11 protein-coding genes are annotated in these 13717 nt (G+C 69.5%); 1 reads left to right on the top strand and 10 read right to left on the bottom strand.

Annotation, left to right across the window (positions count from 1 at the left end; translation table 11 throughout):
- Positions 1-10: 10 nt before the first annotated feature.
- The 8 genes from CRT60_RS17655 to fliF form a co-directional block, all read right to left on the bottom strand.
- Positions 11-808, bottom strand: coding sequence for a MinD/ParA family protein (locus CRT60_RS17655; protein WP_098737810.1), 798 nt, complete (start codon positions 806-808; stop codon positions 11-13).
- Positions 805-2082, bottom strand: coding sequence for a flagellar biosynthesis protein FlhF (locus tag CRT60_RS17650; RefSeq protein WP_098737809.1), 1278 nt, complete (start codon positions 2080-2082; stop codon positions 805-807). Before CRT60_RS17650 ends, CRT60_RS17655 begins: the two co-directional genes overlap by 4 nt.
- Before the next feature lie 46 nt (positions 2083-2128).
- Complete coding sequence (gene flhA, locus CRT60_RS17645; RefSeq protein WP_098737808.1) at positions 2129-4300, bottom strand: flagellar biosynthesis protein FlhA; 2172 nt, start codon at positions 4298-4300, stop codon at positions 2129-2131.
- A 41-nt stretch (positions 4301-4341) separates the two neighbouring features.
- Entirely contained in the window at positions 4342-5889 is a 1548-nt protein-coding gene (locus CRT60_RS17640) for a sigma-54-dependent transcriptional regulator (RefSeq protein WP_098737807.1), read from the bottom strand.
- A 4-nt stretch (positions 5890-5893) separates the two neighbouring features.
- Positions 5894-6826, bottom strand: coding sequence for a motility protein A (locus CRT60_RS17635; RefSeq protein ID WP_098737806.1), 933 nt, complete (start codon positions 6824-6826; stop codon positions 5894-5896).
- A complete protein-coding gene (fliN, locus tag CRT60_RS17630) occupies positions 6826-7143 on the bottom strand; it encodes a flagellar motor switch protein FliN (RefSeq protein WP_098737805.1) in 318 nt (105 codons plus the stop codon). The genes CRT60_RS17635 and fliN overlap by 1 nt, the downstream gene beginning before the upstream one ends.
- A gap of 34 nt (positions 7144-7177) precedes the next feature.
- Positions 7178-7954 (bottom strand): FliH/SctL family protein, encoded by a 777-nt coding sequence (locus CRT60_RS17625; protein ID WP_098737804.1) that lies wholly within the window; start codon positions 7952-7954, stop codon positions 7178-7180.
- Positions 7955-8016: 62 nt separating this feature from the next.
- Positions 8017-9678 carry a flagellar basal-body MS-ring/collar protein FliF gene (gene fliF, locus CRT60_RS17620; RefSeq protein WP_098737803.1) on the bottom strand — a complete coding sequence of 554 codons (1662 nt, stop codon included), beginning with the start codon at positions 9676-9678 and terminating at the stop codon, positions 8017-8019.
- Between the two features lie 560 nt (positions 9679-10238).
- Between fliF and CRT60_RS17615 the strand changes: the two genes are divergently transcribed.
- Positions 10239-10760 (top strand): helix-turn-helix domain-containing protein, encoded by a 522-nt coding sequence (locus CRT60_RS17615; RefSeq protein WP_098737802.1) that lies wholly within the window; start codon positions 10239-10241, stop codon positions 10758-10760.
- A gap of 30 nt (positions 10761-10790) precedes the next feature.
- Here CRT60_RS17615 and CRT60_RS17610 read toward each other — a convergent pair whose 3' ends face one another.
- Positions 10791-11399, bottom strand: coding sequence for a transcriptional regulator (locus tag CRT60_RS17610; RefSeq protein WP_098737801.1), 609 nt, complete (start codon positions 11397-11399; stop codon positions 10791-10793).
- A gap of 149 nt (positions 11400-11548) precedes the next feature.
- Complete coding sequence (locus CRT60_RS17600; protein ID WP_098737800.1) at positions 11549-13681, bottom strand: ATP-binding protein; 2133 nt, start codon at positions 13679-13681, stop codon at positions 11549-11551.
- Positions 13682-13717 lie beyond the last annotated feature (36 nt).

Genomic DNA, 13717 nt, shown 5'->3' with positions numbered 1-13717 from the left:
TCCCGGCCGGTTACCGGGCGCTGGCGAGCAGCCGTTGCACGATCGCCTCGACGTCGCGGGCCGCGTCGCTGGCGGGCGAGCGGGTCAGCAGCGGGGTCTGGTTGCGGATGGCGTCGCGCACCTTCAGGTCGCGGCGGATGATGCCCGCCAGCGCCGGCTTGTATTTCAGGAAGTTCTGGCAGGCCTTCAGGATGGTGCCGTAGGTCCGCTCGCCGTCCTTCACGCTCTGCGCCATGTTCACCACGATCCGCAGGTCGGCCGACGGGTTGGTGGCATGGGTCAGCTTGATGAAGGCATAGGCGTCGGTCAGCGAGGTCGGCTCGTCCGTCGTCACCACCAGCGTGATGCCGGCAGGCCCCGACAGGGTGCGCACCGTGCGGTCGACGCCCGCCCCCATGTCCATCACCACCCGGTCATAGCTCCTCGCCAGCTCCAGCAGGTCGTTGCGCAAGGACGACAGGCGCTGGCTCGGCAGCTGCGCCAGCGTGCCCGAGCCCGAACGGCCGGCGATGATGTCGAAGCCGGTGTCGGCGAAGCGCTGCGCCGCCTTGGCCAGCGTCACCTCGCCGTTGATGACGGCGCCCAGATCGTTCTTGGGCGAGAATCCAAGCTGGATGTCGACGTTGGCGAGCCCGAGATCGCCGTCGAACAGCAGGGTGTTCATGCCCGCCTTGGTCAGGGCGTGGCTGAGCGTGATCGAGAACCACGTCTTGCCGACGCCGCCCTTTCCACTGGCCACGGCGATGACGTTGGCGCCGCGCAGCGGGCGAACGTTCTTTAGGGCGGCCGGGAACACCGGATCGGTCATGGCAGGGTCCTCGACGAGGGGGAACTGGCGGCTTTAGCCTTGGTTGCGGGTTTTGCGGTTGCGGGTTTCGTTGGCTTGGCCGCCGCGGCGGCCCTGCGCGGTGGTGGTGGCGGCGGTGCCGGCTCGATCTCCGGCTCCCCATCCTCCAGATCCTCAGCCTCATACCCCCGCCCGAAGCTCGGCTTGCGCTCGGGGGTGCGGTCCGGCTCGTGGTCCTGATGGCCCTCGTCGTCCTCGTCCCAGCCGGCGTTGCGGGCGGAGCGGCGCGGCGCCTGGTCCTTGACGGCGGGCGCCTTCTCCTCGGCCGGGATCATCATGCGGGCGAGCGCCAGCGGGTTCAGCGGGGTCAGCCCCTCCGCCACCTTGGACGAGATGCTGGCGTCGCAGAAGGACAGCCGGGCCCGCGCGGCGATGGCAAGGACGCTGCCCAGCCGGCGCGCCATGTCCAGCCGGGTGACCAGCATACGCCGCACGCCGACCGCCTTGAAGGCCAGCGCCATGTCGGCAGCCTCCAGCGCGTCGAGCCCGGCGGGCAGCACCAGGATCGGCTCCACCTCGCCGGCGGACAGCATGGCGCGCAGGTCCTGCATGTCCTCGGCGTCGTACGGGTTGCGCCCGGCGGTGTCGACCAGGACCAGATCGGTCCGGCGATGCACCTCGAAGGCGCCGGCCAGCGCGTCGGGATCCTCCACCGTCGCCAGCTTCAGCTTCATCAGCCGGGTGAAGGCGGCCAGCTGGTCGACGCCGCCGGCCCGCACCGTGTCGGTGGTGATGACGCCGACCGAGCATTTCCGGAAGACGGCCCGCGCCGCCAGCTTGGCCGCGACCAGCGTCTTGCCCGATCCCGGCGGGCCGACCAGCGCCAGCGGCTTCACCGGCGACCGGCCGTCGGGCAGCGGGTTGAAGGTGAAATAGGAATCGAGCGCCGAGCCCAGGGCCAGCCGCGGATCCTCGGTGTCCAGCCCGGAGGCGGCGTCGATCAGCTGTTCGGCCAGCGACGCCGGCACGCCGTGGCGTTGCAGGGCGTCGGCCACCACCTCGCCCACGTCGATCTCGGGTTCGACCGGCTTGGCCGGTGCCCTGCCGCGGCCGCCGCGCGTGGAACCGGATGCCGGGGCCGGGGGCAGGTCGTCCTCTTCCACCGCCGCCGTCACGCGCACGCCGCCGCCTTCCTCCTCGCGCGTGGCGACGATGATGGCGTCGTCGCCCAGCGACTGGCGCACCATCCGCATGGCGTCGGACATGGTCTTGGCGTGGAAGGACTTCAGCCGCATCGGCAGCGCCTTCCGTCAGCTAAGGGGGTGGGAACGCCGCATTCCATCAGATCTGCCCCAGCGTCTTGATGCGGGCCTTCGGGTGGATCTCGTTCTGCGACATGACCACGGTCGCCGGCCGGAACCGCTCGACGATCGAGCGGACGAACGGACGGATCAGCGGGCTGGTCAACAGTACGGGACTCTCGCCCATCATGGCATGTCGCTCGAAGGTTTGGCGGACTGAGGTGATGAACTGTTGCAGGCGGGACGGGGCCATCGTCAGCTGCCGGTCGTCGCCGTCGCCCACCAGCGATTCCGCGAAGCCCTGCTCCCATTCGGGCGACAGGGTGACGAGCGGGATGAAGCCCATCTCGTTGGTGTTCGCGTCGCAGATCTGCCGGGCGAGGCGGGAGCGCACATGCTCGGTGATCTGGGTGATGCTGCGGGTCTGGCTGGTCGCTTCGGATACCCCTTCCAATATCGTGGGAAGATCCCGGATCGAAACCCGTTCGGCAAGGAGATTCTGCAACACCCGTTGCAGGCCGCCCACAGTGATCTGCCCGGGCACCACGTCGGCGATCAGCTTCTGGTGTTCCTTGTCGGTCTCGTCCAGCAGCTTCTGCGTCTCGGTGAAGGACAGCAGCTCCGGCATGTTGTCCTTGATCAGCTCGGTCAGGTGGGTGGTCACCACGGTCGACGGATCGACCACGGTGTAGCCCTTGAACAGCGCCTCCTCGCGGTATCCCGGCTCGATCCAGATGGCGGGAAGGCCGAAGGTCGGCTCCACCGTCTGCTCGCCGGGCAGGCTCATGGCGTCGCCGCGCGGGTCCATCACCAACAGCATGTTGGGCCGGATGTCGCCGCGCCCGGCCTCGATCTCCTTGATGCGGATGATGTAGGTGTTGGGCGGAAGCTGGAGATTGTCCTGGATGCGCACCGCCGGCATGACGAAGCCGACCTCGCCGGCGATCTGCCGGCGCAGCCCCTTGATCTGGTCGGTCAGCCGGTGGCTGCCCGCCTGGGGCTGGTTGATCAGCGACAACAGGCCGTAGCCCAGCTCCAGCCGGATCAGGTCGATGGCGAGCGCGGTGGCGATCGGTTCGTCCGGCGCCGGCCCGGCCCCCGGCATGCCACCAGGGCCCGCCCCGGCCGCCGCCGCTTCCTCCGCCGCCGCGGCCTCTTCCGCCTCCTTCTTGGCGCGCAGGCGCGGCATGTACCAGGCGGCGAAGCCCACGACGCCGATGACCGGGGCCAGCGTCAGGATCGGCATGCCCGGCAGCAGGGCCAGCACGCCGACGGCGCCGGCCGAGAGAGCCAGCGCCTGACTGTGCCCGGTCAGCTGGCCCACCACCGCCTTGTCGGTGGAGCCGCCCATGCCGGCCTTCGACACCAGGAAGCCGGCGGAGATCGAGATCACCAGCGCCGGGATCTGCGACACCAGGCCGTCGCCGATGGTCAGCTTGGTGAAGGTGTCCAGCGCCGTCATCACCGGCATGTCGTGGCGCAGCACCGCGATGGTCACGCCGCCGATGATGTTGATGAACATGATCATCAGGCCGGCGACCGCGTCGCCCTTCACGAACTTCGACGCACCGTCCATCGAGCCGAAGAAGGCGCTTTCGTCCTCCAGCTCCTTGCGCCGCGCCCGCGCCGTGCTCTCCTCGATCATGCCGGCCGACAGGTCGGCGTCGATGGCCATCTGCTTGCCGGGCATGGCGTCGAGGGTGAAGCGCGCCGCCACTTCGGCGATGCGGCCCGAACCGGCGGTGATGACCTTGAAGTTCACGATGGTCAGGATGGCGTAGATGATCACGCCGATGACGAAATCGCCGCCCATGACGAGGCTGGCGAAGGCCTCGATCACATGGCCGGCGGCCGACGTCCCCTCGTGCCCCTGCGTCAGGATCAGGCGCGTCGAGGCCATGTTCAGCGACAGGCGCAGCAGCGTGGTGATCAGCAGGATCGTCGGGTAGGACGACAGCTGGAGCGGCTTCTCGATGAACAGCACCACCATCAGGATCAGGATGGAGATGGTGACGTTCAGACCCAGCATCATGTCGAGCATGACGGCGGGCAGCGGCATGATCAGGCCGACCACGACGATCAGGATGCCGATGGCCATCGCCACGTCGCCGCGCTTCAGCGACGCCTTGGTGACCGCCCACATCTCGCCGAAGGCGGCCATGTTGCCGGGACCGCCGCCCCCGCCGCCACCATTATGCTCCGTCAGCGCCATGGATGCTCCCGCCGCTCAAGGTCCCGGTCCCGGACGGGGGTTCAGGCCGTCGCCCGTTCGTCGTTGCCCGGGGTGGGCACGCTGCGGCCTTCGTCGCCATACTGCTTCAGCTTGTTGCGCAGCGTGCGGATCGATATGCCCAGAATGTTGGCGGCGTGGGTGCGGTTGCCCAGGCAGTGGGTCAGCGTCTCCAGGATCAGGTCGCGCTCGACGTCGGCCACCGTGCGGCCGATCAGCGCCGCCAGACCGGCGCCGCTGGTGCCCGCGTTGGCGGCAGCCGCGGCGCTGCTGTTGGCGGCCATGCCGTAGGGGCCGGGCTTGCCGCCCTTGGGCGGGCCGTAGCCGGTCGCCAGCCCGCCCGGATGGGCCGGCTGGGCCGGCTGGCTCAGGGCGGCGGCGGCCGGAACCGTGCCGCCGGGACCGGCAAACGGGTTGGCGACCGGCGAGTCGGCGGGGATGGAGGCCTGGGCGCTGCCTTCCGGGGCCAGCATCTTGCTGGTCAGCATGATCGCTTCCGGCCCGACCTCTTCGCCGCGCGACAGCAGGACGGCGCGGTGCATGGTGTTTTCCAGCTCGCGCACGTTGCCGCGCCAGTGATGCGTCTTCAGCATCAGCATGGCGTCCTCGGTCAGGCGCTTGTCGCCCAGACCGTTGGCCTCCGCATACTTCTTCAGGAAATGCTCGGCGATCATCGGGATGTCGGCCGGGCGCTCGCGCAAGCTGGGGATCGCCACGCTGAACACGTTCAGGCGGAAATACAGATCCTCGCGGAAGTTGCCGGAGCGGACCTCCGCCTCCAGGTTGCGGTTGGAGGTGGCGATCAGGCGGACATTGACCCTCACCGGCTGGCTGGAGCCGATGCGGTCGATCTCCTTCTCCTGGATGGCGCGCAGCAGCTTGGCCTGGAGCCTGGGGTGCATCTCCGACAGCTCGTCCAGCAGCAGGGTGCCGTTGTTCGCTTCCTCGAACTTGCCGAGCCGCCGGGCGACGGCGCCGGTGAAGGCACCCTTCTCGTGGCCGAACAGCTCCGATTCCAGCAAATTCTCCGGGATGGCGGCGCAGTTCACCGCGACGAACGGCTCGGCCGACCGCCGGCTCTTGCGGTGGATGAAGCGGGCCATCAGCTCCTTGCCGGTGCCGCTCTCGCCGGTGATCATCACCGAGGCGTCGCTGGGCGCCACCTGCTCGGCAAGGCGCAGCGTCGCCAGCATCGCCGGGTCGCTGCACACGATGGAGTGGCTTTCCTCGGCCACCGCCTCCAGCACCGCGGCGATCAGCTCGGCATTGGGCGGCAGCGGCAGATACTCCTTGGCGCCGGCGCGGATGGCGCGCACGGCGGCGGCCGCATCGGTGCCGATGCCGCAGGCGACCACCGGGATGGTGATGCGCTCCGACTTCAGGCTGTCGATGAAGGTCGCGATGTCCAGCTTGACGTCGATCATCACCAGATCGGCACCGGCGGCGGAACGCAAGGCGGTCAGCGCCCCTTCGATGCTGTCGGTGTGCGACACCTTGGCCCCCCGCTTCATGGCGATCTTGCCGGCGGCGGTGATGTAGCCTTCCAACGTTCCAACGATCAGCAGACGCATAGCCTTACGCTCCCACTCTCGGGGCTTCCCGGTCGAAATACTGGATCCGCTTTCCAGGCGGCAGGACGGCGTTCAGGAGCATCTCCAGACGCCGCGGATTCTCCTGGCGCGCGATGGACACGGCGCCGATGGTATAGAGGGTCTTGACCAGCGCGTCCTCCTCCGCCGCCCGCTCCACCTTGGCGGCGAGCGGGGACAGGACGACGTTGCCGAGCACGGCCCCGTAGAAGGTCGTCAGCAGAGCCAGCGCCATCGCCGGCCCGATGGCCGACGGGTCGCTCAGGCTGCCCAGCATCTGCACCAGCCCGACCAGCGTGCCGATCAGCCCCATGGCCGGCGCCACTTCCGAAGCGCGGCGCAGCACGCCGGCGCTCTTGCCGTGGCCGCCGGCGGTCGCCTCGACCTCGCCGGTCAGCATCCGTTCGATGGCGTCGGGCGGCAGCCCCTCGGTGATCAGGGTGACGCTGCGGTGCAGGAAGGGTTCGGCACGCAGTTCCGGCAGGACGTTGCGCAGGGTTTCCGGCCCGGCCCGGCGGGCGGCCTCGGCCAGCAGCAGGACCTGCCGCGCCACGCCCTTTGGGTCGAGCGTCTGGTGGACCAGCACCGCCGCGGCGTTCTTCCATGCCACCGCCACGTCGCCCAGCGAGAAGGAGGCGGTGGTGACCGCCAGCGTCCCGCCCAGCACGATCAGCAGCGACGGCGGGTCGAGGAAGGCGCGCGCCGACCCGCCGGTGGTGATGGCGATCAGGATCACCCCGGCCGCCGCCGCCAGCCCGACCAGCGTCGCCACGTCCAGCCCGCCGCGCAGCCGCACGCTCCGCCCCGGCGCGGTCGCGCCGGTGGGGGCGCCTGCCGCCGGTTCGCCCTGCGCGGCGGCGCGGGCGTTGCCGGAGGCGGCTTTGGCACGGGCCGCGCCGGTGTCGGACGAAACCGCCATCAGCCGCGGTCCGACTTGATGATTTCCGTCATGGTCACGCCCAGCCGGTCTTCCACCACCACCACCTCGCCGCGGGCGACCAGGCGGTTGTTGACGTAGATGTCGATGGCCTCGCCGACCTTGCGGTCCAGCTCCACCACGGCGCCGCGGCCCAGCTTCAGCAGCTGCGCCACCTGCATGGTCGATTTGCCCAGCACCGCGGAGATCTGGACGGGGATGTCGTACACCGCCTCCAGGTCCTTGGTGATTCCGGGGCTGGCATAGTCGTCGCCATCGCCGCCGTGCAGATCGTTCAGCGAGAAATTGTCGCTCGGCATGTCGGTCTCGGACCTCCTTCATTCCGGTCACCCCTTAGACGGGGGCCGGAGCCTCCAGCATGTGCGCCGCGCGGCGTTCGATTTCGTCCAGCAGCTGGGCGGTGTCCCGCTCCACGCCGCCTTCGGCCCATTCGATGCGGCAGCCGCCGGGAGCGACCGACGGATCGCCGATCACCATCAGCTTGGCCCCGAAGCCGCGCGACCCGACCGTCTCGTCGAGATGGTCGCGCACCAGCCCCATCGTGTCCTCCGCCACCCGGATGACCAGCCGCGGCTCGTCGATCAGGTCGGTCAGGCAGGCGCGGACCATTCCCTCCACCTCGACCATGCCGCCGCGCCGCGCCCATTCGGGCATCAGCTTGCGGACGATGGCGAGCGCCAGATGGACCGGCTGTTCGCTGCGCGCGGCGCTGCCCGCCTCGTGCACCGCCAGCAGATGGGCCACCCCGTCGGCGATCTGGGAGAGCGCGCTGGCGATGCGGGCGTTTACCGTCGCCTCGATCTCGGTCCTGCCGCGCTCGTACCCGGTGTTCTGGCCGGCGGCCATGCCGTCGGTGAATCCCTTGCCATAGCCCGCCGCGGTCCCTTCGGACTTGCCGGCGGCCATACCCTCGTCATAGCCCTGGGCGCGGGCGGCGGCCAGCTCCGCCTCGCCGAAGGTCGGGGCCGGCGGCAGTTCCGGTTCCGGCTCGGGCGCCGGCTGGGCCGACAGCTCGTCCTCGGGCAGCAGGTCGTCATCCTCCACATGGGTCATGCGGGGGACGGCGTCCACGTCGAAGGACTCGTCGAAGAGGAATTTGCGCACGCTCATCGCCGCGATCCCCCTGCGGACAAGGTGGCCTCAAGCGGTGTGGGTTTGGAGGCCGGCATCGCTCAGCTCTCCTGATACAGCCAGTTGCGCAGGATGGAGACCGCCTCTTCCGGATGCTTGTCGACGATCTCGCCGACCTTGCGCAGCGAGGACGCGCGGACGCGGCCTTCCACCCGGTTGATGTCGATCATCTGCTCCAGCTCCTCGTCGGCCTGCGCCGCTTCCAGCGCCAGATCCTGGGCCAGCGCGCCGGTGGGGGCGGCCAGCGCGGCCGGCATGCCGGCCTGGTCGGTCAGCAGGCGGTCCATCTCGTCCTCCTCCTGCATCTCCGCCTTCTCGAAGGCGCGGGAGATCAGCGGGCGGATGACCAGCAGGATGATGAGGACGGCGACGATGCCCAGGACCACCATCTCCGCGATGCGGAACAGGTCGTCCTTGGTCATGCCCATGAACAGCTCTTCCGGCTTCTGGATGTCGTCCTCGGGCGACCAGAAGCGCATGTTGATCACCTCCAGCGAGTCGCCGCGCACGGCGTCCAGCCCGACGGCGGACCGCACCAGCGCCTTGATGCTCTCGATCTCCTGCTCGCTGCGCGGCTGGTAGGCCGGGGCTGAGTCCTTGGAGAGCTGGTAGGTGCCGTCCACCAGCACGGCGACCGACAGGCGGCGGACCTGGCCGGCCTCGCGGACATGCGACTTGGTGGTCTTGGTGATCTCGTAGTTGATCGTCTCTTCGGCGCGGTTCGACTTGTTCGAGGACAGCGGGCTGGCGCTGCTGCTCGCCTGCGCCGTCGGCAGGTTCTGGTCCACCGTCACCGGGGCCAGCGGGTCGCGGTCGCTGCTCTCGTTCGATTCGTTGACCGTCTGGGTGGAGCGGACGACCTGGCTTTCCGGATCGAAGATTTCCGACTGGGTGGTGATGCGGTCGAAGTCGAGGTCGGCGGACACCTCCGCCCGGACCTTGCCGTAGCCCAGCGTGCGGCCCAGCAGATCCTCGACGGTGCGGGCCAGCCGGCCCTCATAGGCCTGCTTCTTCTCGTCCGCGTTCGCCGCCATCGCCTCGGCGCTGTCGTTGCCGGTGCCGCGGGCCAGCAGCTTGCCCTTGTCGTCGACGATGGAGATGCGGCCGGGGTCGAGGTTCGGCACCGAGGCGGCGATCAGCTGCTGGATCGCCTGGATGTTCTCGCGGCTCAGCTGGGTGCCGGGGCGCAGCTTCAGGAAGACGCTGGCGGTCGCCGGGTTCTGCTGGCGGGCGAACAGCTCGCGCTTGGGCAGCACCAGATGGACGCGGGCCTGCTGCACGCCGTTCAGCGTCTGCACCGTGCGCGCCATCTCGCCTTCCAGCGCGCGCAGGTGGTTGATGTTCTGCATGAAGCTGGTGGCGCCGAAGCCTTCGCCCTTGTCGAACAGCTCGTAGCCGACCGAACCGCCGGACGGCAGGCCCTGGGCCGCCATGCGCATGCGCATCGGCCCGACCTGATCGGCCGGGACCATGATCTTCGTGCCGGACTTGTCGACGGTGTAGGGGACCTTCGCCTCGTCCAGCTTCTTGGCGATGGCCGCCGCTTCCGTCTGCTGGAGTTCGGAATAGAGAAGTTCCATCTCCGGCGTGGAGAGCCGGGTGGTCAGATAGACGAAGAATCCGATCAGCAAGAGCCCGACGCCGCCGATCGCCGCGAGGCGGGCGGGCCCGAGATTGCGCAAGGTCTGCAGCAGGTTGTTCACGCGCGGTCCCCGATCGGAAGTCTTTCCGGCATGGTCTCCACACAGTCTCCGTTCGCGGTTGCGAGACGGTTTCTGCAAGTTCCGCGCCGGGCTTGCCTACGTTGGGGCATGCTGCGGCGTCTTGATGAAGAGAGGGTTAATCGGCGGCAGTTTTTGCCGGGCGCCCGGCAAAATATGCCTAGTGCCCCGCAAATGTTGCAGCCCTGCGGCTGCGGCGCCACATCGCTTTTCTGCAACTCTGGGTCACAATGCCGCAGCCGGACCGCGGCATGGGCGGCGCGACACCGATTGCGCGACTTTCGGTAAAATCATACCGCGCAATGCGCGAGAAGAGTGCGGTCCTATGACCAACAGGCCGATTCCCGCGAACAGATGCCTGTCCAAAAGAGGTATCTGGTCCAGCCAAGGTTGACATCGCCAGGGCCCGATCATAGCTGAGTTGCATTCCATGTCCGAAATCTGCCGATTCGTCTTCCCGGCGAGGCGTTTCCAGGCTCCGCCACGGAGGCGGTGCTTCACGGCGGATGCCGGGACCAGTACAGGATCGAAAGGGAAGAGCGATGAAACGGCGTGGCCGCGAAAAGAAGGAAGGCCTGAACGAGGTCGATGTGTTCGTCGGCCAGCGCCTGCGGGAACTGCGCATGCTGGCGGGTCTCAGCCAGAGCGACGTCGCTTCGGCGCTGGGGCTGACCTTCCAGCAATTGCAGAAGTACGAGCGCGGTTTCAACCGCGTGTCCTCCAGCCGCCTGTTCAAGCTGGGGCAGTTCTTCCGTGTCCCCGTCTCCGTCTTCTTCGAAGGGCTGGAGAACCGGCAGGCGGCGGCGGAGGGCGGCGAGGTGCATGCCTCCGGCGGCGGCGAGGAGCAGGAGAACACCCTGCAATCGCGTGAGGCGCTGATGCTGGCGCGCTATTTCCAGAGCATCCGCGATCCGCAGATCCGGGCCGCCATCCGCGAGCTGGCCGAGCGCTGCGCCGAGCAGCAGGCCGATGCCGGTGCGTCTGCCGGCGGAACGGCGTCCAGCGAGGCGCCGGCGTCCAGGCGCGGCCGTGGCCGCCGGGCGGAGCAGGGCGGCCACGCCTGAGGCGGGCTGCCGGAAACCGTCCGGACGCTTTCAGGCCGGCTTCAGCCGCCGGTAATGGTCCAGGAAGTCGGCCAGCGCCTCTTCCGGGCCGAGCGGCACGATGGCGGCTTCGTCGGGGTCCGGCAGGTCGCGCCAGTTGACGCGGTGCGGTGCGCAGAGGTCGCGCAGCTCGGTCGCCAGCGCCCGCTGGTCGGCCAGCTTGACCGCTTTCGGCTCCGGATGGCGGAAGCCGAAGCGCAGGGCGAGCGCGCTCTTGATCGGCTCCACCGCCTGCCTGATGGCGTCGCGGCCGATCCGCACCTTCCACGGCGTCGGCCAGTCGCCGGTGAAGGCCTCCTCGCTGTCGTGCATCAGCGCGTCGTAGGCATAGCCCTCGGGCGCCAGCCGGCTGGCCAGCACGCAATGCTGGGCCACGCTGAAGAATCGCTGGGTGTTGCCGACGAACCGGCACTGGTAGGCCAGCGGGCGGGCGATGTCCTCGATGTCGAAGGGGCCGAAGTCCGGGTTCTCCAGATCGACGGTGCGCCCCGAATAGGTGATCATGACCGCCGTCGGCTCGGGCACGTCGAGCAGATCGAACTGGTCGGGATGGGTGATGCGCGGCGACCCGCCGCGCCGCTTCGGCGCTGCTTTCTTCATGGTCCTCGAGTCTCTAGCAAAATCCCCTCTCCCCCCCGGGGAGAGGGTTAGGGTGAGGGGGATGCACTGCGTGCCCTACCCAAGACTCCACCCTATGCCACCCCCTCACCCCGACCCTCTCCCCGGGGGGGAGAGGGAGGAGCTCCCGCTCAATCCCCGCTTCCCGCCGGATCGCGCACCAGGCTGCTGGTGGCGGCGACGGTGGTTTCCAGCAGGGGCAGCAAGGCCGCGACCTTGTCGGTGTCGGCCGGGCTGTCGTTGATGGCGCGGGCGATGGCGGCCATGCGCGGCACGCCGAAATTGGCGGCCAGCCCGGCCAGCGTGTGGGCCGCCTGCTTCAGCTCCTTCGGCCTGCCGGCCTGGAGGGCGGAGCGGATCGCCGTCAGCTCGCGCAGCGCCGTCTCCGGCAGCAGTTGCAGCATGCCGTCCAGCGCCTCGCCGCCCAGCGCCAGCCGCAGTTCGGCCAGCTTCACCCGGTCGACCAGCGGCAGGGCCGAGAAATGGCCGCCCTCGGCGGCCGGGCGGCTCGGCACCGGCACCACGCGCCCCTCCTGCGGCCGGGTCGCCAGATCGACCAGCACCGCGTTCAGCTGGTCCCAGTCGATCGGCTTGGTCAGATAGGCGTCGAGCCCGGCGGCCAGATGGCCGTCGCGATGTTCCGGCAGGGCGTCGGCCGACAGCCCGACGATGGGGATGCGCGCGACCGGCCCGTCCATTCGCCGGATCGCCCGCGCGGTCGACCGCCCGTCGAGCACCGGCATCTCCATGTCGAGGATCAGCGCGTCGTAGTCGGCCGCCACGATGGCGTCCAGCGCCGCCCGCCCGTCGGTCACCGCGTCGATCCGGTGGCCGATGCGGGTCATCATGGCGACGACCAGCATGCGGTTGATGTCGTTGTCCTCGGCCAGCAGCAGCCGCAGCGGCACCTGCGTCGGCTCCGGCGTCTCGGCCGCCCCGGGGAGCGCCGGGCGGGCCCCCAGCTCGCCGACCGGCGGCGCCTCCGCCAGCCGGCTGCGGATCGAGAAGCGGAAGGTGGAGCCGCGGCCGGGCGTGCTGGCGACGGTGATCTCGCCGCCCATCGCCTCCACCAGCCGCTTGCAGATCGCCAGCCCCAGGCCGGTGCCGCCATATTTGCGGCTGGTCGACACGTCGGCCTGGACGAAGGCGTCGAACAGGCGGGCGCGCTGTTCGGGCGTCATGCCGATGCCGTTGTCCTCCACCTCGAACCGCAGGGTGACCGGCGCATCGGCCGGTGCTGCATCGGCGGGCGGGTCCGGCGACCACACGGCGATCTCGATGGTGCCGCGGTCGGTGAACTTGATGGCGTTCGACACCAGGTTGAACAGAACCTGCCGCAGCCGGGTCGGGTCGCCGCGGATGTGGCGCGGCGTGTCGTCGGCGATGGAGGCCGACAGGCTCAGCCCCTTGGCCGCCGCCCGCACCAGGAACAGCTGGACCACGTCGTCCACCAGCCGGGGCAGGGAGAAGTCGATCTCCTCCAGCGTCAGTTGGCCGGCCTCGATCTTCGAGAAATCCAGCACGTCGTTCAGGATGGTCATCAGCGTGCCGGCCGACGACCGCAGCGTCCTGACGAAGGCCTTCTGCTGGTCGTTCAGGCCGGTGCCCATCAGCAGGTCGCCCATGCCGATCACCGCGGTCATCGGCGTGCGCAGCTCGTGGCTCATCATCGCCAGGAAGCGCGACTTGGCGCTGCTGGCATTCTCCGCCGCGATGCGGGCGGCCTCGGCATCCTCGCGCGCGCCGTCCAGCTTTTCCGCCAAGGCGAAGGTCTCGGCCGCCAGCCGGGTCAGCTGGTCCTCGGCGGCGCGCAGCTCCTCCTGCGACCGGCGGCTCTGGGTCACGTCGGCGCAGGAGCCGGCGATCCAGCGCGCCCGGCCGTCCGATGCCCCTCCCGCTTCCGGCACCGGCCGCAGGGTCAGCGCATTCCAGAAGGCGCTGCCGTCCTTGCGGTAGTTCAGCACCTCCACCGACAGGGGCCGCGCCTCCGCCAAGGCGGCGCGGATCGCCGCCGCGGTGTCCGGATCGGTGTCCGGCCCTTGCAGGAAATCGCCGTTCCGCCCGATCACCTCCTCGGCCTCATAGCCGATCATGTCCAGGAAGGCGCGGTTGCAATAGACGATGGGATGGTCGGGCCGGGTGGCGTCGGACACGACGAGGCCGGCCCCGCTGGTCTCGACCACGGCGGCCAGCATCGCGGCATCGGGCGCTGCATCGGGCAAAGCGGCGAAGGGCGGCGTGGCGGAGGGGGGCGGCGCGGTCACGGGCGGGTCCTGATCGGTTCGGAAAGAGCGCGCGAG

Source organism: Azospirillum palustre (assembly GCF_002573965.1).
Classification (GTDB): Bacteria; Pseudomonadota; Alphaproteobacteria; order Azospirillales; family Azospirillaceae; genus Azospirillum; species Azospirillum palustre.
Note: the sequence above shows the minus strand (reverse complement) of the source record. Positions and strands in the feature narration are given on the sequence as shown.